The sequence below is a fragment of the Aliterella sp. E5.1 genome (genome assembly GCF_057473825.1).
In genome coordinates this window covers 131,460-154,683 of sequence record NZ_JBYCCV010000001.1, presented here as the reverse complement: position 1 = coordinate 154,683, position 23,224 = coordinate 131,460, and the positions used below count along the sequence as shown (strand labels likewise).

Below are 23,224 nucleotides of genomic sequence, written 5' to 3'. Positions count from 1 at the left end.
AAATAGATTCTTTTTTGGAAATACCGTATTTAAATAAGTATTAGAAACAACTAAAAAGCTATTATTTATCCTTTCCGCATCTCTCTTTAGGGAGATTTTAATTATTGATAAAAGTTTTTGGAGTATTGACTTACAGCCTTATTTACAAACTATTTGTTCTAAATTATACAGGTACTTTCAAGTTAAGTCCCTTACTTTGGTAGCGGTAACTTAAATAGCAATAGTAATCGCCAATTATTGAAGATGCTGAAGAATTAATTGACAAACATCAGTTGCGGCAATAGTATCTACATTTAGTAAGTTAGAGTTTTGAGTAATAAATACTGGTTCCTCCTGAGGGGAAACATTAATCGCCCCATGAGAGCCGCGTACTAAACTAGCATCCATCGGTATAACATCCATTAAGTAGCGAAATCCTAACTTTTTCTGCAATAGTTTCAACCCTACTTTAAGTGAAGGAAATTTGATTTGCGGATCGATAAATAGTTCCACCGGATCGTAGCCAGGCTTGCAGTGAATATCGACAGTAGAAGCAAAATCAGGAGCAAAGTTGTCGTCTAACCAATAATAATAAGTAAACCAACTATCTGGTTCCGCCACAGCTACCAATTCTCCAGAGCGTGGATGATTGAGATGATAAGATGTTTTTTCATCTTCTAGCACCTGCGCCACACCTGGGGTTGATTCCAAGATATCTCGCACTTTAGGTATATAACTGCGATCGCTTATATATATGTGAGCAACTTGGTGATCGGCAACTGCAAAAGCCTTGCTTGCACCAGGATCGAGCAACTCGCGCCCCAATTCTTCCCGCACGGCTAATAAACCATTTTCTCGCAACACGCGATTTAAGTGGACTGGGCGCGAAACATCGGTAATACCATACTCCGATAGAACAATTAGTTCAGCATTTCGAGCTTCGTAGTAAGCAATCAAATCGCCACAAATAGAGTCAATTTCCCGCAAATCTTTGTGTATTTGGCTATTTTTAGTCCCAAGGCGCTGCAAACAGTAATCTAAGTGAGGTAAATATACCAAAGTCAGCGTCGGATTGTAGCGTTCCTCCGTCCACTTAGCGCTATCAGCAATCCACTGACTAGAAGTTATGTTTGTATTAGGTCCCCAAAAATTGAATAAGGGAAATTGACCTAAATCCTTGGTAAGATGCGATCGCATTTCCCCAGGTTGAGTATAAATATCGGGAATTTTCCGCCCATCGGCAGGGTACATAGGGCGCGGCGTAACCGCGTAGTCTACCGAGGAGTGCATATTGTACCACCAGAACAAATTAGCACAAGTAAAAGTCGGATCGAGTGATCGCGCCATATCCCATACTTTAGGAGCTTGCACCAATTTATTTGACTGTCGCCAAAATTTGACTTCACACTCATCGCGGAAGTACCACCCATTACCAACAATGCCATGTTCGTCAGGTAATTTGCCCGTTAAGTAGGTAGCTTGCGCCGAACAAGTTACCGCCGGAAGTACGGGTTTAATATTAGCGATTTGACCATTTTTTGCCCAACGCGATAAATGAGGGGTATGTTCTCCTAATAAGCTGGGAGTTAAACCAACTACATTTAAAACAACTGTTTTTTTCATAGGATTTAATTTATAAGAGCTAATTTGGGGAGGGGGGGTAAGTTGCGAAGCGGTAAAATCCCCCCTTAAAAAGAGGGGGAAATATCTTTTTTAGAGGAGACATGAAAGATTGCAAGTATTAGCTATTAATCCCTAGACTTTCCTGTTAGGCTGCGAAAGTAGGCTGGGGTTGGATTGCTAAACCTTTTTGCAATACCCACTCATACTCTCTTTGGATAGATGCAAGCAAGTCAATTTTCATTCCTAGGGGCAAAACGTCCCAGGTATAGGTTTCAATTTCTAGATGCTGACAAACAGGGTTCTTTTGAAGTAATTGCAAAACCGCAACAATATCATCTTGAGTGGACTGCAACACTTGATAATCGTGGATAAAGATGGGGACGTGAAAGTGAGTGCGCCATTCTTGAGCATTTGACTGTTCTAAGTGCGGTAAAGCTGTAACCAAATCGGGGTAAGGATGCAATGAGCCATCGGGACAACGTTCAATTACTTGGTGCAAGTAAGTAGACTCAGCAAAAGGACGCAAACGGGCTAGTAAAACATCTCTATTTGCAGTTAAAGCGACTTTAATAGCTGCACTTAGTTGAATTTTGCCGATTTTGATGCCTGCGTTTTGAAAAGAAGCAAAAACGGTAGCCGGATCTTCGTATTCCACTGCAAAATGACAAGTATCGTAGCAAATGCGGATATGTTCGAGCAATTGCGCTTCAGCTAATTCTATAGAGATACCCAAAAATTGGGCTAGATTTGCGCCACTAACTGGTAGCAACCAATTGGTAAAAAAATCGACTACTTCCGCCGTATTTTCAAGCAATCCATCCGGTTCAGGTTCAATATCTAGATGTATTAGTTTCCCAGTTTGCTGGCGAATTTTGATTAGTTCGGCAGTGAGTGAAGCAAGATTATGACAACTAGACTTAAAAATGTTGCTTTCAGCAGCGCGATCGCATTTCCACCAAGGTTTATAAGATAAAGGTAGAGTAGAAATTCCTCCATCCATACCTTGGGGCAATAAAGCTGCGAGAATTTTAGCTAAATTTATTGTGTAGTCTAGGCGTTCTTGTTTAGACCAATCGGGAGCATAGACTCCATCTTTGACAACCTGGTGATGAAATCCACCATAAGGAAAGCCATTGAGAGTAAAAACATACAAGTCTTGAGCAGTTAACCACGATTGAAATTGAGCTAAATTATCTCCCTGTAATAGTTCCTCAGCAGCAATATTAGCTAAACGCAGTCCAATTCCGAAGGGTTTTTCTGGCGATAAGCGTGACTTAAGAACGGGGATATACTGCTTCAAATTAGCAAAAACTTCCTTCCAACTTTCACCAGGATGAATATTAGTGCAGTAAGTTAGATGAATATTATCAGTACCAATTTTCATAATCTTTGCTTGTATCGTAAACAAGTCAGTTAAAACGCTGAGATTTTCCTTTTCCTTAACCCATAGTTCTTTAACCCTCACCTAAATACTGCTGAACGCACAGAGCTTGGCTACTCACAGATATGACATTGTTTGCAGGGGGTTTGGGCGGCATCTTTTCGGGGGAAGAATTCCTCCGAAAAATGCCTTGGGAGGCAACTCGTCCCCCAATGGGGGGTTTGGGGGGCAGACCCCCCATATTCTGGTTTTTCTTAAGTAAACATTATCCTAGCCCGCCTAGGGTTAAAACCCACTTGCTTATAGCTAAAGTCGGCCGGTGCCGACTAACAAATCTTTTGCACATAGAGGTCTATTCACAACTTTAAACCGCCAACAATTCCCTAATAGCTTCCCAATATATAGATACATCAACCTCATGCACCTCCAACCCTTGACCAATACCTTGCAACAACATAAGGGTCAGTTCCCCCCCTAAGTGTTCTCTAAACTCCGTCAACCCCGCCAGCAAACACCGCGAAGAAGGAGGAGAATTTAGTTGCTCGGCAAGTTCTGGCACAGATAAAGTAAAACCAACAGCTAACAGCATATTTATAATATGTTGCCACTCAGTGCGCGATAGTAGCCCAGACAAGTAAGAATAAGTGCTATCTAGAGCAATCCCAATTGCTACCGCTTCCCCATGCCGCAATCTAAAATCAGTTAATTGCTCTAACTTATGAGCCGCCCAGTGACCAAAGTCCAAAGGACGAGAAGAACCCAATTCAAAAGCATCACCACTATTTGCAATATGTTCTAAATGCAACTGAGCGCAACGATAAACTAACTGCTCCATCACATCCATGTCTCGCTGCGCTAATTGTTTAGCATTAGACATGATAAATTCAAAAAAGTCTGCATCCTTAATTAAAGCTACCTTAATTGCTTCTGCTATGCCTGATCGCCAATCGCGATCGCTCAACGTAGTTAAAAAGTCAAAATCATTTAAAACAGCGTAGGGAGTAGCAAAACTGCCTAAAAAATTCTTCTTCCCAAAAGCATTAATCCCATTTTTTACACCCACACCAGAATCATTTTGCGCCAATGCAGTAGTAGGAATGCGAATTAGCCGTACGCCCCGATGAGCAGTAGCGGCGGCGTATCCCACCATATCTAATACCGCACCACCACCAATTGCTAAAACGTAGGAATGGCGACACAAACCGACTTGATTAATAACTTGGTGAATTTGGTCTAATAATTGCGGGTCATTTTTGGCAGCTTCTCCACCAGGAACTACAATCGGTTCAGTAGCTAAAATCAGTACCTCACCATAGAAGTTGATGTAGTCAGTTATTTGTGCCAGCAAACCTGGATGATGCTCTATTAAACCAGAATCTACAACTGCGATCGCCCTTTTTATTTCCCCACCATCCGCAACGATTGTTTGGGCAAGTAGGGGGTTTCCGACCTGAAATAGCCCTTGAGTAAACAAAACCTTGTAGCGGAAACTAACTGGAACGCATTGCTCAATTGATTGGACGTTGTAGCTAATTTTAGATTTAGTATTAATTGTCATAGTTATTAAATAATTGCTATAAAGGAGCGGAAAATTCCGGCTGCATTGCTTGGATAAATACTTCTACCGACTGCGAACCACTGACGCTAACTTTGTTATTGATGACAAAAAACGGCACGCTGCTAATACCTCGATTTCTTGCCGCTTTAGCATCTGTCATCACTTCAGCTAACGCCGCATCGCCACTTAATTGCTGCTTTAACTTACTTTCATCAAAGCCAAAATCTTTACCCAGACGAGCTAGGGTGTCAACATCGCCAATATTCAGTCCATCTTCAAAGTAAGCTTTGTAGACTGCTTCGACAATGACGTTTTTATAGTCTTTTGGTGTAAGCGCAATTAGCCGATGAGAAAGTGTTGTATTGACAGCCAAAGATACATTGTCAAAATCTAGCTTTACTCCAGCTTTTGCACCCGATTGAGTGGCGTAGCTAAATAGCTCTGCTAATTGTTGCGCTCCTATACCTTTGCGCGTCTTCATAAACGAGCGAAACTCTACACCTTGAGGAGGAATAGTGTCATCGAGTAAAAAAGGATGCCAGCGTATATCTATTGTCTCGTGTCCTATTAATGCGATCGCATCAAAGAGATGTTTTTTACCAATGCGACACCAAGGACAAGCAGTATCGTGAAAAATGTCAATTAACATAATTTAAGTAACAGCAAAAACTTTTGCCAAAGTTATAGAAACAAATAACAATGTCAGCACAATTAAGCCGTAGCTCCAGCCAGCAAAACCTGCCGCCATACTCGCATCTAAAATGATTAGCGATAAAACCCCGGCTTTTACGGCTTTACGGATAATATCCGCACTGGGATTGTAAGTAGCAGCAATAAAAGGCGGAAAAACTTGCCAAGCTAATAAAGCTAAAAATGGTAAAGCTGCCAAAATAAAGTAGTTTGGCAGTAATCCTAAGCCCAAAACTCCACCAAGGGCGATCGCAAGTAACAATAAAGCTAGTTTTCCTGTACTACTTTTACCGCCATGCACTTCCCCGCGACTAATGGCTGTAACTGCGGCGATATAAAAAATGGGAATGAGTGCCAAAAACCACAATTGTGAAACCATTGTAGAGGTTGCACTCACGCCCAAAAGTAAATTACCACCACGGCAAAGACCCATATTTATGGGACTTAGTATGGCATTGTGTTTGTTCCAGGCATCGTAAATTATTGCCCCCACTGCCACAAATGCCGCAATTACCGCGCTAAGTAAGGAAACTTGCGCCGCCGCTACTACGCCTATAGTCAATAGCACAATCCCTAAGATAGTTGCGCCAAATCGAGAAGCTTTGCCTGTAGGAATTGGTCTTTCGGGGCGCTCTACGGCATCTAATTCGGCATCAAAAACATCGTTAAATACCACACCGCCGCCATAAAGTCCTGTTGTTGCAAGTAGCAGCCAAGCTAAGGGAGTATCTAAAACTGCACCAGAAGCAGCGAACCCTGTAAGAATATCTGCCCAAGCCGTAACAATATTTGCTGGACGCATTAGTTGCAAATATGCCCAAACACGAGTATTTAAGCTGTATTGCTTTAATAAAGTAGTCAATTTGTACCTCTACTCAATTAAGGCGTAATTACTGGTCAAAGTTTCTATTAATGGCTCTTGTCCGCGCAGTACGGAATTATCATTAAATGACTGACGCTGATCGATGGGTCGGGGATTTAGCCAGTCAGATTCTTTCATCTGACCGCTTTGGCTGTAAGCTGCTAGAGCATTTTGGTAGCAAACAGTGCGGACATAATCAGGAGAAATGCCTCGATCTAACATTAATTGTGCTGTTTTTGGCACTGCTAGAGGGTCGCTAATCCCCCAATCGGCGCTGCTATCAACAATGATGCGATCGCATCCATATTCGCGCACAATCTCTACCATCCGCGCATTACCCATTTTTGTGTGCGGGTAAATTGTAAAAGCTGCCCAAAAACCCCGGTCTAATACTTCTTTTACCGTTTCCTCGTTATTGTGGTCGATAATTACTTTAGTTGGATCTACCCCATGCTCAATACAGACATCCATACTCCGGCTTGTCCCGGCTTTTTTGTTGCGATGAGGAGTGTGAATTAGCACCACCATATCTAATTCTTTGGCAAGTTCTAGCTGCGCTCGAAAGCATTTATCTTCAGCTTCGGTCATGTCATCGTAGCCAATTTCGCCGATTGCAACTACACCTTCTTTACAAGCAAATAAGGGTAATAATTCCATTACTTGGGCTGCCAATGCTTCGTTATTTGCTTCTTTGGGATTTAAGCCAATAGTGCAGTAGTGTTGAATGCCAAATTGAGCCGAGCGAAAGCGCTCCCACCCTACTAAGCTACTAAAGTAATCTTGAAACGAGCCTGCGTTAGTCCGGGGTTGTCCTAGCCAAAAAGCAGGCTCAATTACAGCAACAATGCCTGATTCGCGCATAATCAGATAATCGTAGGTTGTCCGCGCGGTCATGTGGATATGAGGATCGATAAACATATTATTTTAAAATTTAAAGTTTTATTTACACTGCTCTACTAATTGCCAAAGTTCCGGTGATACAGAGCGATTGGCTGCCAAGCGTTCGTTGGCATAGTCAGTCAGCATTTGAGCCAAAGTTGGATTAGCGCGATCGCTTAATCCTTGAATTTGCCGCAAAGGACTACCCACAAACAGCGCTTTGAGTACCATTTGGTTCCACGCCAATTCGTCAAAATATTCTTGCGGATAGGGATTGTGGAGAGCGATCGCATTAAATACGGGAATCATATTACTACGCACTCCCTCCGCCGCCCGGAGGCGATACTGTTCACCGTAGGGTAATAGTGGCAAAGCTTGATACAGAGCAACCAATTCCCCCATATCGGCGGTAGTAAAAAGTTGCTCCAAAATTTTTAAATATTCTGCCGCACTATTGTGAGGCAGCGCAAGTAGTAGTAAAGTTCGCGCCGCCCCATCGCTCGTCCAAACTTGGGGATGCCAATGCGATCGCAACTCTTGGGCGGCTTGCAATTGCTCTAAAGTTAGCGATAATTTTTCTTTACCTATATAGCGGGGTACAGCACTAAAAGACGTAAAAAATACTCGCAAAGCTGCACCATCAGCAACTTGTTGGCATTTGTCATTTAGCCAAGAAAAACCTTCTATGGTTGTATGCTGAGAAACCCAGCAACGTAGTAAATCGCACTTGTCAGCTATAGCGGTCTTCATGTGAAAAACTTCCTAAATTGCTAGTTTTTCCTTCTTAAGCTTGCCTTTTGCCTTAAACTTTTTCGCCCATACAAAATAGATTAATCCCATTCCTAACAGCGACAGCGCCGAACTAGGTTCTGGGACAGGTTCGCTAGGGACACCGCTTCCACACCCAAAAAAGCAACTAGGATCGCCCATTGTTCCGTCCGCACCTGACATCCCACTTATGGAAGCAAAAAGTTGGGTTAAATCGCTTTCAGAAAAATTGCTGATATCCGATCCATTACCTTTAGAAAGGATGAGTTGCTCAAAAGTTTGGCTGCTTGCAGCATCAAAATCGCCAGTTAATACATTAAATTCTGCGCCAAAGTTGCCCATTAACGAACTAATTAGGCTGTCAACCTCAGACTTTAATTGTGGGAATGATGTTTCTAAGGTTGCAAGATTTTGACTTGCACCACTAGCGGTAGAATCGTCACTTAGAAACCAATTGCCGTTGCCGATGATTACATTGTTATCGCTAAATAGCCAATTGCCGTTGCCGATAATTACATTATTTTTACCAAAGTTCCAATTACCATTGCCAATAGTGGAATTTTCACTACCAAAACTCCAATTGCCGTTACCGAGGGTAGAATTTTCGCTGCTGGAGTTCCAGTACCAATTACCATTCCCAAGAGTAGAGTTATCACTTGACTCATCTCGAAGCCAGTTGCCATTGCCAATAGTAGCGTTGTTGGTTGCCGAGTCTATATTCCAATTCCCATTGCCAATAGTAGCGTTGTTGCTACTCAAGTTCCAGTTGCCAGTACCGATAGTAGCGTTATTGCTGCCTGAATCTTGGTTTGCCGTAAAAGGGCTTTCGCCACCAGCAAAAGGATTTCCGCCACCAGCAAAGAGACTTGAAATATCCCCACCAGCAAAAGGGTTTTCGCCATCAGCAAAAAGCTCAGAAATATCTCCACCAGCAAAAGGACCGTCACCAGCAAAGAGACTTGAAATATCACCGCTAGCAAAAGGGTTTTCGCCATCAGCAAAAAGCTCGGAAATACTGCCAGTAGTTAAAGGACTACCGCCCCCAGCGAAGGGGTTACTGCTACCGCCGCCGTTGGTATAAGGATTATTGCTACCGTTACCAATATAAAAATTGCTACTGCTGGAATCATTATCTGCCATGAGTAATAGTCCTGCTGTTTTATATTTTCTAAACCAAGATTGAAAGCACAAAAGATGGATGTGGGAACTTATTATTTGCCTTTCAATCTTGAATGCGAGTACTTTTATTTGTTAAAAACTCTTGCTGTTTTTCGTTGGTGTTGTCTAAACTTAGTAGCAGCGATTCCTATACCTATTACCGCTAAACCCAACACAGAGGAAGGTTCGGGAACTGGGGTAGTAGAGCCACTTCCTGGCAATCCTACAGGGCTGTCGCCACCACCAAAAGCGGGTATATTGCTACTAGAAAATTCTTCAGGATTTACGCCGCCACCAAAAATCTCCCAAAAGCTGTCGTCATTAGCAAAAGGATTGACTGGAGTACCATTACTACCACCAGTAGGCATTCCACCACCGCCTGAAGGCGCACCAGGCATCCCGCCACCCGAAGGCGCACCAGACATCCCGCCACCCGAAGGCGCACCAGGCATCCCACCGCCCGAAGGATTGCTGCCTGTAGTGTTAGAAGGATTTACCCCACCAGCAAACAAGTTCCAGAAATTGTCACCCGCAAAAGGATTGCCACCGTAGGGCGAATTTTCATCAAGACCAGCGCCACCCGCAAAAGCATTGCCACCACCGGGCGCACCAAGATTACCAAAAATATCCTGTACTGTGAGCCTCTCACCGCCAACCCCTTCAATATCCAACAATGGACCAAAGGGTGATTGACGTAACAGTTCATTTAGGTCTTGAGTATTGCTTCCAGTGGTTGTATCATCAGCCATTTGTCTTACTCCTTATTGGGTTGAGTGCAAAAATTTGTGTAGACAGCCAATTTGAGCGCAGTTATTATCTGCTCTTGTTTGTAGGAGGAGCAAAGAAATTCAAGCTATCTTGGCTATGCTCCTCTTTTTATATGGCGCTTAAGCCTTCACTGCTTTTTGTTTTTGACGTTGCTTTAATTTGCCTGCGATCGCACCACCACCCAAAACAGCTAAGCCAAGCATAGAAGAAGGCTCAGGTACAGGTTCTGCGCCTCTATTTACATTCAATACTTGAACGCGACCTTGGAAGAAGTCGCCTACATAGAGCTTGTCATCTTTTAGGTCTGAACCTGCCGTCCAATTAAACTTACCTGGTTCGAGGTCTAGGGGATCGCCATAGGGAGAGGGTGCGCCCAACGCTAAAGGTGGTACGACATTTCCTTCTGCATCACGGGCAGGTTCGCCAAATGCACTCAGAAAGTTACCATTTTTATCGAATACCTGGACGCGGCTATTGATAGAATCCGTCACGTAGATGTTGCCTTTCTCGTCCACTTCAGCATCAATCGGCTGATTGAACTCTCCCTCTCCAGTGCCTTGTTTGCCGAAAGTTTGAAGCGCATTGCCTTCTTGGTCGATCACTTGAATGCGGTTGTTGAACTGGTCAGTCACAACTAAATTCCCCTCTGGCGTAGTTGCTATGCCTGATGGACCTTGAAATTGTCCTGGCGCAGTGCCGTTGCTGCCAATAGAACCAGTTATTTCGCCATCTGAATTAAATTTCAGGATGCGATCGCTACTATAGTCACCCACGAATCCATTGCCGTTATTGTCAAATACAATCCCCGATGGACCGAAGAAAGGTCTACCTTCAATTAGTCCGCTAAATTGACCTTGAGCAATGGATTTGAGATAGTTACCTTGGGGATCGAATACGTTAATCCGGTTGTTGTTGACATCACCCGCATAGAAATTTCCAGTATTCGGTTCAAATGCGATCGCTGATTGCCCGTCAAATTGCCCAGGCCCGCTACCCGTACCGCCAAAGGCTTGAAGAAAATTACCCTCAGAATTGAACACCTGGATTTGATCGGTTACGTCATTAGCCACGAAGACGTTCCCTGTTTCTTCCTGTACCGCAATGCCTTGGGGAATGGCAATCGTACCTGGAGTAAACGGAGTTTCTCCTGCGGCGAAGTTAGCTGGTCTGCCGATGGAACTATCGTAGCTGAGACTAACTGCTTGGGCTTCAGTTGTTACCGCTAGCATCAAGCCACTTGTTGCAACGACTAATGACAAATTTTTGATGAATCCCATGATCTGTAACTCCTGATGGTGTATAGTTTGTACGCGCTAGGCAAAGCGATCGCCCTAACGCCAGTAAGGTGCGATCGCCCTTATTAATTAAGCTTTAACTTTTTGAGTTAGCTGTTTGAACTTACCTTTAAACTTAGAACCAACCCCCGCAGCACTCAAAGCTAATATTCCTAATACAGAAGTAGGTTCAGGTACAGGTTCTGCGCCTCTACCTACTCGTACAACACTGCCGTTTTCTGGACCAACACCGCGTGTAGTAACGTAGATTTGGTTATCTGGACCAATGGTAAGACCATCAGCCGACTCTAGCCCTTCACCCGCAGCAACTAAAGTTGTGCGCGTTCCATCAGGAGCCAGTTGAATTAAAGATCCTGGCAAGCTTGTGATATCTGGGCTTGTCAACTGTGAAGTATCACTAAATTGCAAAACTAGCAAATTGCCTTCTTTGTCAAAGGTTAGTTCAGTAATCGCATTAAACCCTTCAGCAAAAACTGTTGGTACGCCGTCTTCCCCAATGCGGAAGATCCGCGCTTTATCTTGTGGATAAGGAAAGCCAGAATATTCACCAACATACAAAGCACCATCGGGACCAATTGTCCCCCCTGTAGGTACTGATTGAATTGATATGCGAGTGTTGCCGTTCTCATCTGGAGGCAAGAAATTAATTAGTCCTGGTGGCAACTCTGCTCCTGGTGGCAATTCTGGAAGTTGTGGGTTGGTAATAACGTTTAGAGGCAGTGCTGTTGCTTCTACCTCACTGCCATCGAGCTTGACGTTGTAGGCTACGTTGCCACCACCGTCAATAACGTAAGCTGTATCGCCACTAATAGTTAAGTCATAGGGATTGGTAACTACATCTTGACCATCAGGATTATTGACAATCTCATATTTGCCAAAGTCAAAAATCTCTGTTAGTTCTCCGGTGTTCAAGTCAGCTTTAAACAGTTTTGCTAAGTCCGAGGTATTCAAAACTGAATCTGGAGTGGATGGCGGAAAAGTAGCTAGTTGCGTCTCTGGGATTGGATACTGCGAACCCAAAGCCAGAGTTTCAGTATCGCGGTTTCCTGGATAACCAGCATATCCTGTAAGTAAGTAAGCATTACCATAGGAATCAAACTGCAAGTCTGAAGGACCCGCGCCTTGGTTGCCCGAAGGTTGCTCTGCTAAAGACTGAAAGTTTTGGAATATGCGATCGGTTTGACCATCAGTTTTAACTCTGACAACAGAACCTGTATTACCCGCGCAAATTGGCTGAAATAGGGTGCTTGGAGAAGGTTGGCAATTACCATCGCCACCCACACCTGGCTCTGCTACGTAGAGCGTACCATCAGGACCAAAGCTCACACCCCGCGCGTTGCTAACTCCAGAAACAATTGTAGTTAGCGATGCTGCTTGGGCGGCAGGTATTCCAGCAACTGTAGCTAAACAAAAAGAGAAAATAGTAAGAGCAGATAACTTGAATTTCATATTTTTCGACAATTTACTGGTAGCGTTTTGTGGAATCTGAGCGATTGGGAAGTGGCACGCAACAAGCTCTGTAAAGAGCTACATTCGTTCTTAACGATTGAAAAGTCGCTTGCGCCACTTTTTGATTCCCAAACCGCCAAAGGCTAAAATGCCAAGCATAGAAGTAGGTTCGGGGACGGGCTTTGCATTACCAATTCTTAGAACTTGACTTGCACCAGGGCGATCGCTTTGATTGGTGACATAGACTTCACCCTCTGGGCTAACTGCCAAACTAGAAGGCGATACTAGCCCATTTCCGCTTAGGAGAGTTGTCTGCGTCCCGTCGGGGGCAATTTGAATTACCGAGCCATCAAAATTCCCCTTCCAGGCTGACTCGTTGGCGTACTGCAAGGCATACAAGTTGCCTTGGGCATCAAACTCCAAGTCTGTCAGTTGCGTAAATCCGTCAGCGTAGATACTGGTTTCCCCGTCAGGATCGATGCGAAAGATCCTGGCTCCACCTTCTGGAAACGGAAAACCAGTAAATTGACTGACATAGTAAGCGCCATCAGCACCTTTAGCTACTCCTGTGGGTGTAGCTTGGATGGCAAACTCGGCAGTGGGCGCTTCGTCCGGTGATGGGACTTGAGTGGGGTCAAAAGGTGCAGAATCAGAAGGTGGAAAGACTGGATTATTTAAGATTTCTTGAGGAAAAGTGGCGATCGCCTTTAGGTTGCTGCCATCGATGCCAACACTTAGTAAAGCATTGGCTCCAGCATCAACTGCGATCGCTTTGTCACCATTGAGAATAAAAGCTGTAGGATTGCTACCGATATCTGCATTGTCGGGGTTATTAGCTAGTTCGTAGTTAGAGAAATCAGCGACTTCTTGCCACGAATTGGTAGTAAAGTCTGCCAGAACTAGCTTGCCAAGATCCGGACTATTTAGGGTAGTATCTCTTAACGCCGGATCGGCAGCATAGCCAATCAATACGTAAGGATTGCTTGCATTATCAAACTTGATATCTTGAGCGCCAAAGGAGCTAGTACCATCAGCTAAAGCTATTGAAGGCAAATTTGTGAGGACGCGCTCTTGAGTGCCATTGGCAATTTTCGTTACCGCGCCGCTAGTGCCGTAGCACAAGTTGCCCCCCGTTGGCGAGGGAACGCAAGCCCCCGTACCGCCCGATCCAGCTTCAGTAACGTAAAGAGTGCCATCAGGAGCAAAGCTCAACCCTCTAGCATTGTCTAAACCCTCTGCAACTAGCGAGAAGGTTGCTGCTAGTACAGCTTGCGGAGATAAAGCGATGCACCCTGTAAAAATAGCTAAAATAACTAGCTTCAGTCTCATAACGCTATTTCGCACCTACCAAGGAGCGGGGAATATAGCTCATTCCACGGGCAAAGGTTTCAGTGTTGCCAGCTTTGGCTTCTAGGGTGCGCTTGATGTTCATGCTCTCAGCGCCGTAGTCTTCAATTTGCAGCTTGCCATGGGGCAGATCTTCGCCCACTTTCCAAAAACTAATCCGGTGCTGAATAAATCCTGATGCTGATGGATCGTTAAAAGCATAAGCACAAGGAATCAAAACTGCGGGAGAGCGTTGGTAATAGTTATAGTCAGGATAAAAATATTCCTGCTCAAGCAAGTAATACTTACTCAAACTATTGAGGCGGAAAGTAGCTATGACTTTTTGTCCGTACTCATCTGTAAATTCACCGCTTTCAGGGGAAATATCGCCTTGGGGATGCAATAAGTGCGCCCATTCATCTAGATTGCGGACATCTTTTAAATACTCAACACCCATTTCGACTGGTGCATCAATGTACATGGTATCTACATCAAGGTAGTAGCGTCCTTTGGCTGCTTGGGTAAGCCCAGCTTTGCGCTCCAAATTGCCCTTTAAAGAACGACACTCAGAACTATGTACCGTATGAATACCCTCCATAATCATCGGCGGGCGGCGAATAGGATCGACAAAGCTCAACCAGTGGAAATAAACCCCTTGTTCGTCAGTTCCCGGTTCTATATAGTCGGGAGGAAACAATAGCACGGGATAAACTTTAAAGTATTGGTTGTATTCAACTCCGCAATGCCACTCTATGCCGTAAAAAAGCGGGTGTTGCAGCTTTTTGATGTGATAGTACAAATTGTTTTGATAACCAGAAGCCGTACCCAGCCAGGTATCTTCATCAATTTGTTCGATCATGCGGCTAAATAGCGTCCACTCGTCTAGATTTTGTAACTTGCAGAGATAGTCAAAAGCTGTCTCTGGGGAAGTGGCAATAAAAGCCGAGGTAGCAAATGTATTTTTTTCCACTGATTACTCCTTTAAACCTTTGTTTTTGAGACTTTTAGCTTTGCTAATTCGCTCCTCAGCCAAAAGCCGAGAAGCTTCATAGGTAGTAATTTCTGCTTTTTGAGCGATCACAAAAATCTCTGACAAAGTGTCGTAAATATTGTTTAGTTGTTGAAATGCTTTGGTTTCGTCATAACCAATCATTTCGTTATAAACGTTGATAAGTCCGCCGCCATTGATGACATAATCGGGGCAATATAAAATTCCCTTCGACTTCAAGGCTTGGCTATGCAGTTGCTCGTTTTCTAGCTGGTTATTTGCTGCCCCGGCGACTATAGGTGCTTTAATTTGCGCGATTGTCTCGCTATTTAAAATTCCACCCAAAGCACAAGGCGCAAATACATCAACGTCCTGACCATAAATTTCATCAGGGGGGACAACTTTGGCTCCGTACAACGAAGCTATTTGCTCGGTTTTTTCACGGCTAACATCGGTGACGTATAGTTCAACACCATGTTCGCTTAGGTACTTGCAAAGATTTCCGCCAACATTTCCCAAGCCTTGAATGGCAACTTTTAAGCCCTCAAGTCCTCTATTTTGTAAGCGGAAATTGACGGCGGCTTTAATGCCCAGAACCACGCCTCTAGCAGTAATCGGCGCAGGTCCTCCAGATTTTTCTGAAGTCCCAACTACGTAGCTAGTTTGGCGGCGGATGGTGCAGACATCTTGAGGTGTGATATTGACATCTTGTCCGGTAATAAAGCGCCCTTTCAAGCTTTCAATAAACTGCCCATAAGCCTCAAATAGCCCGTCTGATTTATTTTCAGGATTGGCAATAATTACTGCTTTGCCGCCGCCTACAGGAATATTGGCGCAAGCAGCTTTGTAAGTCATCCCACGACTAAGCCGCAACACATCTTTTAAAGCTGCTGCTTCGTCAACGTAAGGAAGCATCCGGGTTGCTCCCATCGCCGGACCCAAGCCTGTATCGTGGATGGCAATAATTGCTTTAATCGCTGGATTTCGTCCGTGGCAAAAGAGAACTTGCTCGTGACCCATTTCTTCTATAGTTTCAAAAAGCTTCACGGTAGCTCTCCAATTAAAAGCAGTTAGCTGTAGAACGATTAAACCAAAGGAAAGGAGACTTGTTTCGCTGTGTTAGTAGCCTTGACTCCTTGCGCCGCCAAGCCTTGATTGCGCCCTTTAGAAGGTGCGGGGCGGCTAGGATCGATGACTACATCGATCACAAAAGGTTTATTAAAGGCGATCGCTTTTTCTAGTGCTGCATTTAAGTCTGATTCGGTGGTGACGCGCACGCCGTCGGCTCCCATCCCACGCGCTATGGTGACAAAATCTGTTTCAGGAATCAACGCATCTGCGCCTGTTAGTCCTAATAACTTCATTCCCTGGAAGCACATATTGTATCGAGCATCGTTTAGCACGATCCAAATTGCTGGAACCTTGTATTTTACGGCGGTACTAATTTCGTTATTCATCAGCATCGCCCCATCACCAACAATCGCTACTGCTAAACCCTTGCGGGCAATCGCCGCGCCGACAACGCCTGTGACTGTATGACCCATTGCCCCTACTCCCGTACTAACCCTGTAACGCCCAGCGCGATCAAATCGCAGCAAGTTAGTTGACCAAGTAAAGGAGTTGCCCGATTCTGCCATCACTACCGCGTCGCTGCCTTCAACTATGACTTTTTGAATCGCTGCCATCAGCACTTCAGGGCGGACTAAATTGTCTGTACCCGGTGGGATTGCCTCGACTTCGGGATTAGGCAGAGATAAGTTTTTTGCCTTTGTTGCTGGCATTTGCGCCAATAACTCTTGCACAAATACTTCTATATCTGCCTGTACGGGCAAGGTTTCTGCGTTAGGATAAGCAACTCCTGGAACTTGAGGATCGATATCTACGTGAATAAATCCACCTCTTGGAACCATTGCTTGACTCCAAAAGGAAGTTGGTTCACCCAAGCGCGTCCCTAATACCAATATCCGTAAAGGTGCTTGTTCCTGCATATACGTCATTACTGACGAATGCCCGCCTAAACCAGTCACCCCAACAAATTGCGGGTGATTTTCCGGAAAAATACCTTTCGCACGAGGCGAACACATAACGGCAGCGCCCGTTGTTTCGGCGAGGGTACGAATCTCCTCGGCGGCTCCCCTAGCACCAAAGCCTACCCAAATCGCAAAGCGTCCTTCTGTAAGCAAGCTTACGCACTTGGAAATTGTGTCTCTGCTGGGAATTGCGCGATCGCATTCTAAGTCCAATCTCGGCAATTCTTGCTCTACTAGGCTCGTTTGCACGGCGGTAGGTATGCTCAAATGCGCGACAAAGCCTCCTGGTTGCGACAACCCCAAAGCAAGCCTACGAAAAATCTGCGGTAGTTGGGCGGCACACTCTACCGTAGTTGCATAGTTGAACAATGCCCCAGATGTAAATATCCCCTCAGTCGGTAGGGTATAAGCTGTAGTTTCTTGAATTGCCCACTTACCTCGCTGTGGCGCAGAGGTGCAGGCAGATAAAAATATCACTTTAGCGCCTTCACCACGAGCCGCAAATAGTCCCGTAAGAGCATTGGTAATTCCGGGTCCGGCGGTAGTAAAAACTACTGTAGGGCGATTTGTCGCGAAGTAAGCTTCTACGGCAGCAAAGGCTGCGCCCCCCTCATGGCGAAAGTTCGATACTTGCATGAGGCTGTTCGACAAAGAACCCCAAAGCGTTGCCATCGCACCCCCAGCAACCCCAAACGCGCAGCCTACGCCCAATTTTTCTAGCATCGCAACTACTGCCGCCGCTACAGTAGGAGCGGCAACTTGCTCTGCATCAAGCTGGGGTTCAATATCTGCATTAGCGCCTACTTCTGTAGGTTGGAGGTAAGCGTAAGTAGGATCGGATTGTGCTTCTAATAGAGTGTTGGGTTCCAATTGTTTGTAAGATCCATTGCCGATTGGCGTTGCGCGAGTATAGTTTTCGGTCATTGCTTTATAATTACTCGTAAAATTTGCAGCCGGACTCAGGGCAGATGCTAGTAGCACTTGACTAGCGGCGAGAATAAGTAATATCAAATACTCGGTTTAAGGTGAAAATGGTCGAGTAGTTCTGCTTTAGCTCAGGTGACTAAACAAATCTCAACAATTTTGACTCAATGATTTTTACGATAGATGCAAACCTAACGTGGTGCTTCAAGCAACAAATGTACGAGATTGTTGCATGGGGCTGCAATGAATATTTTTTTGATTGCTATGTCAATTCTTTTGATTCTCTGAGGCTGAAAACCTTGCCTTTACTCAAGTCTAAAATTTATTCCCTTTGATAGTTACTTGAAAAGAGCAATAACTTCAATGCAAATAAATTGTATTTTTTGTTACATAAGACGAAATTGCTAAGATTTGCTAGGCAATCTGCGTAACTTAAGTTGCCTTGCTGGCTAATGTGCTTTTAGACACCTGACTGCTTATCAGGTTTTGTGCCTTTCGAGCGAGGATACAGCTATTTAAAGAAGATTATGTTACAAGAAAAACCACTAAAAAAGCTTAAATTGCTTGTTGTCCAAACTCGTATTGAGTAAAAATGCAGAAATCATTATTAAGTAAAGTTGCTTGGTATAGACAGTACACTAATGTTGAGAAAGGCATAATAATAAAACGTGAAAATTGCTGTCAATAAAGTGATCGCACTTACCCTAGCTGAGGTTTTACTCGATAACCTAATTAATAAGTAGATTGACAAACTGCTTTGACTTTGCTGCAAGTAGGTTTCCTTAACGCAGATTAAAATTTTTCTTAAATTGTACATATCTTAGACATATTGCATACTAATAAGATGCAGCATTACTGTAAAGCTTTGTTAAGCTGTTTCAAGAGTCATGCAACTATCAGATTGGCAAAAATGACCTAAAAAGCACCGCTCGTTGGTTGAAAAAACAGAAAGGAGGGCATTCGGGGGTGAGCAATCACTGTATTTCAGTTCAATCCAACTCAAAAGAAACTTCAAGACAAATAGAGTTAAACCCATTGCAACTGACAAAAGCACTTGTAGATCGAGTGCTAGATGCAACTTTGTGTGTAGGAGCGGACGGAAAAATTCTCTATGTAAACAATGCAACTTGCAATCTGACAAAATATTCTCGCCAAGAATTGTTGTCAAAAAAATTGGCAGACATTGAACCAGATTGGGCGACCGCCAAATGGTTAAAGTATTGGCAGAAGTCACAGCAAGAAGGCAGTCTAAATTCAACATCTTACTATAGAACAAAAAACGGGCAAATAGTTCCTGTAGAGGTTGTCATTAACTATGCAGAGGAACGCAATAGAGAATTTTGTTACCTATTTGTCAAAGAAAAAGTTGACGAAACTATAGCCATAAAGGTACAAGAAGGCGCGGCAAAACTAATTAAAACAAACCAACATTTGCGCCAGGAAGTTTGGCAGCTAAAGCAGACAGAAACTCAATTAAAAACCTCGCTTTCTTTGCTGCAATCAACTCTAGAATCTACAGCAAACGGCATTGTCGCCCTCAGCTATGCAGGAGAAATCCTTAGCTACAATCAAAAATTTGTAGATATGTGGCAAGTTCCCCAAGGAGTAGTACTTTCTAAAAAATGCCCCCATAGCCAAAGCTTTTTTGAAAACCAAGTCAAAGACCCAGAAGCGTTTCGTAAAGCTGTGTGGGAAGCACCAATTGAGTCGGACAATGAAACTTACGACATCTTAGAATTAATCGATGGTCGAACTTTTGCCCACCATTCTAAACCGCAACTAATAGCCGGAAAAATTATCGGTAGAGTTTGGAGTATCTGGGATATTAGTGAATTTAACTTATTAACTAAAGAAGCATTAAGAGATAATAAAAATGGGCTTGGCGCATTAGCAGAGACAACGCAAGCAATTATTTTTATAGTTAGAGACTCGCGCCTATATTACGTCAATTCGGCAATGGCAGCGATCGCAGGTTATCCAAAAGAGGAACTACTAAGTGACAAATTCAAATTATCTCAGCTAATAATTCAACAAACACCCAAGACAAAGCAAAGCAATAAACCGCAGTACCAGGAAATTAAATTAGTAAACAAAAATGGTGAATGGCGCTGGTTGGCTTGTTCCGTAGGAATACTCGAATTTGGTGGCTTACCTGCGGAACTGATTACAGCCATTGATATTACTAAACAAAAAAATGCCGAAGCAGAAGTACGCCAAGCACTAGAGCAAGCAAAACAACTAAGCGAACTAAAAGAGCATTTTGTATCAATGTTGTGCCACCAATTTCGCACACCGTTAAATATTGTTTCCTTCTCCGCAGACTTACTCAAGCGCCACGTCCATCAATGGACTGAAGACAAACAACTACCGTATCTAGCGCACATTCAACTCGCTGTAGAACAAATAGGGCAGTTATTAGACGAGATATTGTTTTTCGGCAAGATTGAAGCTGCGAAATTAAGTTTTGAGCCAAAAGAGCTAGATTTAGACCAATTTTGCCGCGATTTAGTTAGACAAATGCAGTTAACGACTAGCAACCAAAAACAGATTGCTTTGATAAATAATTGCGATCACCAAGTTTACTTAGACAAGAAATTGTTGGAGCCAATTTTATCCAATTTGCTATCCAATGCAATCAAGTATGCGCCCGCCGATAGCACGATCGAATTTGCGATCGCGGAGGCGGAGACAGGTATAAGTTTTCAAGTTAACGATACCGGAATTGGGATTCCAGAGCGCGATCGCCTAAACCTATTTGAGCCATTTCAACGGGGCAGCAATGTAGGTGAAATCCCAGGTACGGGGCTAGGACTATCAATGGTGAAAATGCTCGTAGAAGTTCATGGCGGGAGCATTTCTGTAGTTAGTGAAGTGGGTAAGGGCAGTACATTTACTGTCGTACTACCCTCAGAAACAACAAAAAATAACCTGAGTAATTAAAAATGAGCCAACTATCACCAGCAAAAATTTTAGTAATTGAAGATGATGCACGAACCCGCAACATCTTTATGGATTGCTTAGACTCAGAAGGTTTTAGCACTATAGGTGCAGAAGATGGCTTAGATGGGGTTGCTAAAGTTCAAAAGCACTTACCCGATTTAGTTGTTTGCGATGTTGCTATGCCAAAACTTGATGGCTATAGCGTGCTTACCGCTTTGCGTCAAAATCCGCTTACAAAAATCACTTCCTTTATTTTTCTAACAGCTAGTGTCAGTAAAGCCGATCTACGCAAGGGAATGGAATTAGGCGCTGATGATTATTTAACTAAGCCAACTACGGTTGAAGAACTATTAAAAGCGATCGCTGCTCGATTAGAAAAACAGGCAAGTCTGCGTTCGTGGTATGCAAACAAGTCGGCGCTACCAGCAACGGAAAAGGCAAAAGAAGCGATCGTCAATCAGTCAATTTTTCCCACCGCCCCCGAACTGCAAGAAGTATTCAAATTTATTGAAGCCAATTACCACCAACCGATTACATTGTGCGATGTTGCTCAGGCAGTTGGTTATTCCCCAGCGTACCTCACCAACCGAGTAGGTAGCCAGACTGGACATACTGTAAATCGGTGGATTGTCGAGCGTCGCATGGTGGCAGCCCGTTCTTTACTACAAAGTACCGACCAATCTGTAGAACAAATTGCTAACGCTTTGGGTTATCAAAATACTTGTCATTTTTCCCGCCAATTTCGCCAGCATCACGGCGCGCCACCCCAAGCATGGCGGAAGGTGCAGCAAAATCTTTCCACACCAGCAATGAGCATGGCATGAGTAGTTGTGTTAGTAGCGGTTAGCTAACCGCTACTTATGCTTTAGCCAATGTCTACTTGGTCGCTATTTACTTGGGTTGCACCATTAACTCTTTGAGCTACAGAAACCATCTTATTGAGGACTTGTTGACTCGGAGCTTTGCCCTTCAAAACAACAACGCTACCAGTTTGAGCAACATATATTGTCTCAATATCATCTAAATCTGGCTCCTCATCAAATTCCAAAGCTACCCGCTTGGCTAGTCCGCTTTGGTCGTATTCACCACTAAGTCCCATACGTTCGGGAGGAATAGACTCGGTAGCCGCCGCTTGCGCTTGAGGAGCAGCTTGCTGTGCTGGGGTGTAGGAAGGCGCATTTTGAGGTTTTTCCATTCCAAACAGGCGTTTTAACCAACCCATAATTATCTTTCTCTTTTTACATAGACATAACTTTAAATAAGCATAATTTATTCTCTCCCCACATCCATCTACAAAGAGAAAAGCTTTATTTTTTTTATGCTCAATTCTTGTGACGCAATCGAGCTAGAATAAAGTGCTAAAACGGTGCTGCGAGAAATTGAAGCTAATCGCTTTGCTGGCGGTACGCGATCGCATAAAATCAAGCCCTAATAGCCGTGAAACATACATTGTCCGTTCTAGTCGAAGATGAAGCAGGGGTTCTTTCCCGAATTGCTGGTTTATTTGCCCGTCGCGGCTTCAATATTGAAAGCCTAGCCGTAGGAGCCGCCGAACAAGGGGGAATGTCTCGAATTACTATGGTTGTACCTGGGGATGAACGGATCATCGAGCAGTTGACGAAGCAACTATACAAGCTTGTCAACGTACTAAAAGTTCAAGATATTACCGAGATTCCTTGTGTAGAGCGAGAATTGATGCTGTTGAAGGTAAACGCAAGTAGCACCAACCGTTCGGAAATTGTCGGACTCGCGCAAATATTTCGAGCGCGAGTAGTAGATGTAGCGGAAGATTCGCTGACATTGGAAGTAGTAGGCGATCCCGGTAAGATGGTAGCGATCGTGCAAGTATTAGAAAAGTTTGGGCTGCGAGAAATTGCCCGTACTGGCAAAATTGCCCTTACCCGCGAATCGGGAGTCAATACCGAGTTACTTAAATCTTTGCAAGCGAAAGTTTAGGGATTGTACTGGGGAATTAAAGGTATGGTTTTTAGCGGGCAGATCCCCCCTTTTAAAGGGGGGAAACTCTGAGCGTCCCTTTAAATAGGAGATATAAGCGATCGCCTACCACCTAAAGAACTTTTAAGACATCCTCTCAGATTCCCCAAGGTTTCCTTCAAATAATGAACTTTTATACTACTATTTTCCCCCCTTTTTTAAGGGGGGTTAGGGGGGATCGCTACGTGTGGCAACTTACAGACTAACTTAGCAACTTTATCTTTCGGTTCAGACATTATCAGTGCGGAGGCTGCCATCAGGCATAATAGTATTGCAAAAGATAACTTCCTCCATGTAAGCATCCTCAAGATCGGCTCCAGTCAAATTAGCACCAGTAAAGTCAGTAAGAAACATATCAGCCGAGCCGAGATAGGCACCAATCAACTTAGCGTTGGTAAAATTAGTTCCAATCAGGCTAGAAAAACTAAGGCTACCTCCGGTCAAATCGGCTCCACTGAGGTTAGCATTATTGAGACAGGATAGCCCAAAAATAGTACCACGGACGTTTGGCTCCGCTCAAATTAATTCCCACCATATACATTTGCCCGAAACTGCTGTTACTTAGATCGATCCCACTCAAGTCAACATTAGCCATCTCCACATCGTCCATG

General features: G+C 43.9%; 22 protein-coding genes. 3 read left to right on the top strand and 19 right to left on the bottom strand.

Features of this window, described 5'->3' with window-relative positions:
- Positions 1-234: 234 nt before the first annotated feature.
- The 16 genes from AC2VE5_RS00755 to scyA all read right to left on the bottom strand — a co-directional run bounded on the left by AC2VE5_RS00755 (position 235) and on the right by scyA (position 17,678).
- Positions 235-1,602, bottom strand: coding sequence for an alkaline phosphatase family protein (locus tag AC2VE5_RS00755; protein WP_486885869.1), 1,368 nt, complete (start codon positions 1,600-1,602; stop codon positions 235-237).
- A 145-nt stretch (positions 1,603-1,747) separates the two neighbouring features.
- Positions 1,748-2,986: a metabolite traffic protein EboE gene (gene eboE, locus AC2VE5_RS00750; protein ID WP_486885868.1), complete on the bottom strand. Its 1,239-nt coding sequence runs from the start codon at positions 2,984-2,986 to the stop codon at positions 1,748-1,750.
- Between the two features lie 70 nt (positions 2,987-3,056).
- Positions 3,057-3,224 carry a hypothetical protein gene (locus AC2VE5_RS00745; protein ID WP_486885867.1) on the bottom strand — a complete coding sequence of 56 codons (168 nt, stop codon included), beginning with the start codon at positions 3,222-3,224 and terminating at the stop codon, positions 3,057-3,059.
- Between the two features lie 123 nt (positions 3,225-3,347).
- Positions 3,348-4,541, bottom strand: coding sequence for a 3-dehydroquinate synthase (locus AC2VE5_RS00740; protein WP_486885866.1), 1,194 nt, complete (start codon positions 4,539-4,541; stop codon positions 3,348-3,350).
- Between the two features lie 16 nt (positions 4,542-4,557).
- The gene (locus tag AC2VE5_RS00735; protein ID WP_486885865.1) at positions 4,558-5,190 is read right to left on the bottom strand and encodes a DsbA family oxidoreductase; all 633 of its coding nucleotides are present in this window, start codon (positions 5,188-5,190) and stop codon (positions 4,558-4,560) included.
- Positions 5,191-5,193: 3 nt separating this feature from the next.
- Positions 5,194-6,093, bottom strand: a complete 900-nt coding sequence (eboC, locus tag AC2VE5_RS00730) for a UbiA-like protein EboC (RefSeq protein WP_486885864.1) — start codon at positions 6,091-6,093, stop codon at positions 5,194-5,196.
- Between the two features lie 9 nt (positions 6,094-6,102).
- A complete protein-coding gene (locus tag AC2VE5_RS00725; protein WP_486885863.1) occupies positions 6,103-7,011 on the bottom strand; it encodes a TatD family hydrolase in 909 nt (302 codons plus the stop codon).
- Positions 7,012-7,032: 21 nt separating this feature from the next.
- Positions 7,033-7,722 carry an EboA family metabolite traffic protein gene (locus AC2VE5_RS00720; protein WP_486885862.1) on the bottom strand — a complete coding sequence of 230 codons (690 nt, stop codon included), beginning with the start codon at positions 7,720-7,722 and terminating at the stop codon, positions 7,033-7,035.
- Between the two features lie 12 nt (positions 7,723-7,734).
- Complete coding sequence (locus AC2VE5_RS00715; protein WP_486885861.1) at positions 7,735-8,880, bottom strand: PEP-CTERM sorting domain-containing protein; 1,146 nt, start codon at positions 8,878-8,880, stop codon at positions 7,735-7,737.
- A gap of 104 nt (positions 8,881-8,984) precedes the next feature.
- The gene (locus AC2VE5_RS00710; RefSeq protein ID WP_486885860.1) at positions 8,985-9,647 is read right to left on the bottom strand and encodes a PEP-CTERM sorting domain-containing protein; all 663 of its coding nucleotides are present in this window, start codon (positions 9,645-9,647) and stop codon (positions 8,985-8,987) included.
- A 138-nt stretch (positions 9,648-9,785) separates the two neighbouring features.
- On the bottom strand, positions 9,786-10,943 hold the full coding sequence (gene scyF / locus AC2VE5_RS00705; RefSeq protein WP_486885859.1) for a scytonemin biosynthesis PEP-CTERM protein ScyF: 1,158 nt from the start codon (positions 10,941-10,943) through the stop codon (positions 9,786-9,788).
- Between the two features lie 87 nt (positions 10,944-11,030).
- Positions 11,031-12,410: a ScyD/ScyE family protein gene (locus AC2VE5_RS00700; protein WP_486885858.1), complete on the bottom strand. Its 1,380-nt coding sequence runs from the start codon at positions 12,408-12,410 to the stop codon at positions 11,031-11,033.
- 90 nt (positions 12,411-12,500) lie between these two features.
- Positions 12,501-13,739, bottom strand: a complete 1,239-nt coding sequence (locus AC2VE5_RS00695) for a ScyD/ScyE family protein (RefSeq protein ID WP_486885857.1) — start codon at positions 13,737-13,739, stop codon at positions 12,501-12,503.
- 4 nt (positions 13,740-13,743) lie between these two features.
- Positions 13,744-14,706 carry a scytonemin biosynthesis cyclase/decarboxylase ScyC gene (gene scyC / locus AC2VE5_RS00690; protein ID WP_486885856.1) on the bottom strand — a complete coding sequence of 321 codons (963 nt, stop codon included), beginning with the start codon at positions 14,704-14,706 and terminating at the stop codon, positions 13,744-13,746.
- A gap of 3 nt (positions 14,707-14,709) precedes the next feature.
- Complete coding sequence (gene scyB, locus AC2VE5_RS00685; protein WP_486885855.1) at positions 14,710-15,771, bottom strand: tryptophan dehydrogenase ScyB; 1,062 nt, start codon at positions 15,769-15,771, stop codon at positions 14,710-14,712.
- A 38-nt stretch (positions 15,772-15,809) separates the two neighbouring features.
- Positions 15,810-17,678, bottom strand: coding sequence for a scytonemin biosynthesis protein ScyA (gene scyA, locus AC2VE5_RS00680; protein ID WP_486885854.1), 1,869 nt, complete (start codon positions 17,676-17,678; stop codon positions 15,810-15,812).
- A gap of 1,035 nt (positions 17,679-18,713) precedes the next feature.
- Between scyA and AC2VE5_RS00675 the strand changes: the two genes are divergently transcribed.
- Entirely contained in the window at positions 18,714-20,618 is a 1,905-nt protein-coding gene (locus AC2VE5_RS00675) for a scytonemin biosynthesis sensor histidine kinase (RefSeq protein ID WP_486885853.1), read from the top strand.
- Between the two features lie 2 nt (positions 20,619-20,620).
- Positions 20,621-21,442 carry a response regulator transcription factor gene (locus AC2VE5_RS00670; protein WP_486885852.1) on the top strand — a complete coding sequence of 274 codons (822 nt, stop codon included), beginning with the start codon at positions 20,621-20,623 and terminating at the stop codon, positions 21,440-21,442.
- A 41-nt stretch (positions 21,443-21,483) separates the two neighbouring features.
- Here the strand turns inward: AC2VE5_RS00670 and AC2VE5_RS00665 are convergent, their stop codons facing one another.
- Positions 21,484-21,840 (bottom strand): BON domain-containing protein, encoded by a 357-nt coding sequence (locus tag AC2VE5_RS00665; protein WP_486885851.1) that lies wholly within the window; start codon positions 21,838-21,840, stop codon positions 21,484-21,486.
- A gap of 215 nt (positions 21,841-22,055) precedes the next feature.
- Between AC2VE5_RS00665 and ilvN the strand changes: the two genes are divergently transcribed.
- On the top strand, positions 22,056-22,574 hold the full coding sequence (ilvN, locus tag AC2VE5_RS00660) for an acetolactate synthase small subunit (protein ID WP_486885850.1): 519 nt from the start codon (positions 22,056-22,058) through the stop codon (positions 22,572-22,574).
- 267 nt (positions 22,575-22,841) lie between these two features.
- On the opposite strand, the gene AC2VE5_RS00655 is transcribed toward ilvN, so the two are convergent.
- Both AC2VE5_RS00655 and AC2VE5_RS00650 read right to left on the bottom strand, forming a co-directional pair.
- Positions 22,842-23,057 carry a pentapeptide repeat-containing protein gene (locus AC2VE5_RS00655; protein WP_486885849.1) on the bottom strand — a complete coding sequence of 72 codons (216 nt, stop codon included), beginning with the start codon at positions 23,055-23,057 and terminating at the stop codon, positions 22,842-22,844.
- 22 nt (positions 23,058-23,079) lie between these two features.
- Entirely contained in the window at positions 23,080-23,208 is a 129-nt protein-coding gene (locus AC2VE5_RS00650; protein WP_486885848.1) for a hypothetical protein, read from the bottom strand.
- Positions 23,209-23,224 lie beyond the last annotated feature (16 nt).

Bases quoted from the DNA above. Each gene is read 5' to 3' on its own strand.
- AC2VE5_RS00665 (WP_486885851.1), bottom strand. From the start codon at position 21,840: ATGGGTTGGTTAAAACGCCTGTTTGGAATGGAAAAACCTCAAAATGCG.
- AC2VE5_RS00715 (WP_486885861.1), bottom strand. From the start codon at position 8,880: ATGGCAGATAATGATTCCAGCAGTAGCAATTTTTATATTGGTAACGGT.
- scyF (WP_486885859.1), bottom strand. From the start codon at position 10,943: ATGGGATTCATCAAAAATTTGTCATTAGTCGTTGCAACAAGTGGCTTG.
- AC2VE5_RS00735 (WP_486885865.1), bottom strand. From the start codon at position 5,190: ATGTTAATTGACATTTTTCACGATACTGCTTGTCCTTGGTGTCGCATT.
- AC2VE5_RS00755 (WP_486885869.1), bottom strand. From the start codon at position 1,602: ATGAAAAAAACAGTTGTTTTAAATGTAGTTGGTTTAACTCCCAGCTTA.
- AC2VE5_RS00720 (WP_486885862.1), bottom strand. From the start codon at position 7,722: ATGAAGACCGCTATAGCTGACAAGTGCGATTTACTACGTTGCTGGGTT.
- eboE (WP_486885868.1), bottom strand. From the start codon at position 2,986: ATGAAAATTGGTACTGATAATATTCATCTAACTTACTGCACTAATATT.
- AC2VE5_RS00745 (WP_486885867.1), bottom strand. From the start codon at position 3,224: ATGGGGGGTCTGCCCCCCAAACCCCCCATTGGGGGACGAGTTGCCTCC.
- scyA (WP_486885854.1), bottom strand. From the start codon at position 17,678: ATGACCGAAAACTATACTCGCGCAACGCCAATCGGCAATGGATCTTAC.
- AC2VE5_RS00650 (WP_486885848.1), bottom strand. From the start codon at position 23,208: ATGGCTAATGTTGACTTGAGTGGGATCGATCTAAGTAACAGCAGTTTC.
- AC2VE5_RS00695 (WP_486885857.1), bottom strand. From the start codon at position 13,739: ATGAGACTGAAGCTAGTTATTTTAGCTATTTTTACAGGGTGCATCGCT.
- AC2VE5_RS00725 (WP_486885863.1), bottom strand. From the start codon at position 7,011: ATGTTTATCGATCCTCATATCCACATGACCGCGCGGACAACCTACGAT.
- AC2VE5_RS00700 (WP_486885858.1), bottom strand. From the start codon at position 12,410: ATGAAATTCAAGTTATCTGCTCTTACTATTTTCTCTTTTTGTTTAGCT.
- AC2VE5_RS00740 (WP_486885866.1), bottom strand. From the start codon at position 4,541: ATGACAATTAATACTAAATCTAAAATTAGCTACAACGTCCAATCAATT.
- AC2VE5_RS00670 (WP_486885852.1), top strand. From the start codon at position 20,621: ATGAGCCAACTATCACCAGCAAAAATTTTAGTAATTGAAGATGATGCA.
- AC2VE5_RS00710 (WP_486885860.1), bottom strand. From the start codon at position 9,647: ATGGCTGATGATACAACCACTGGAAGCAATACTCAAGACCTAAATGAA.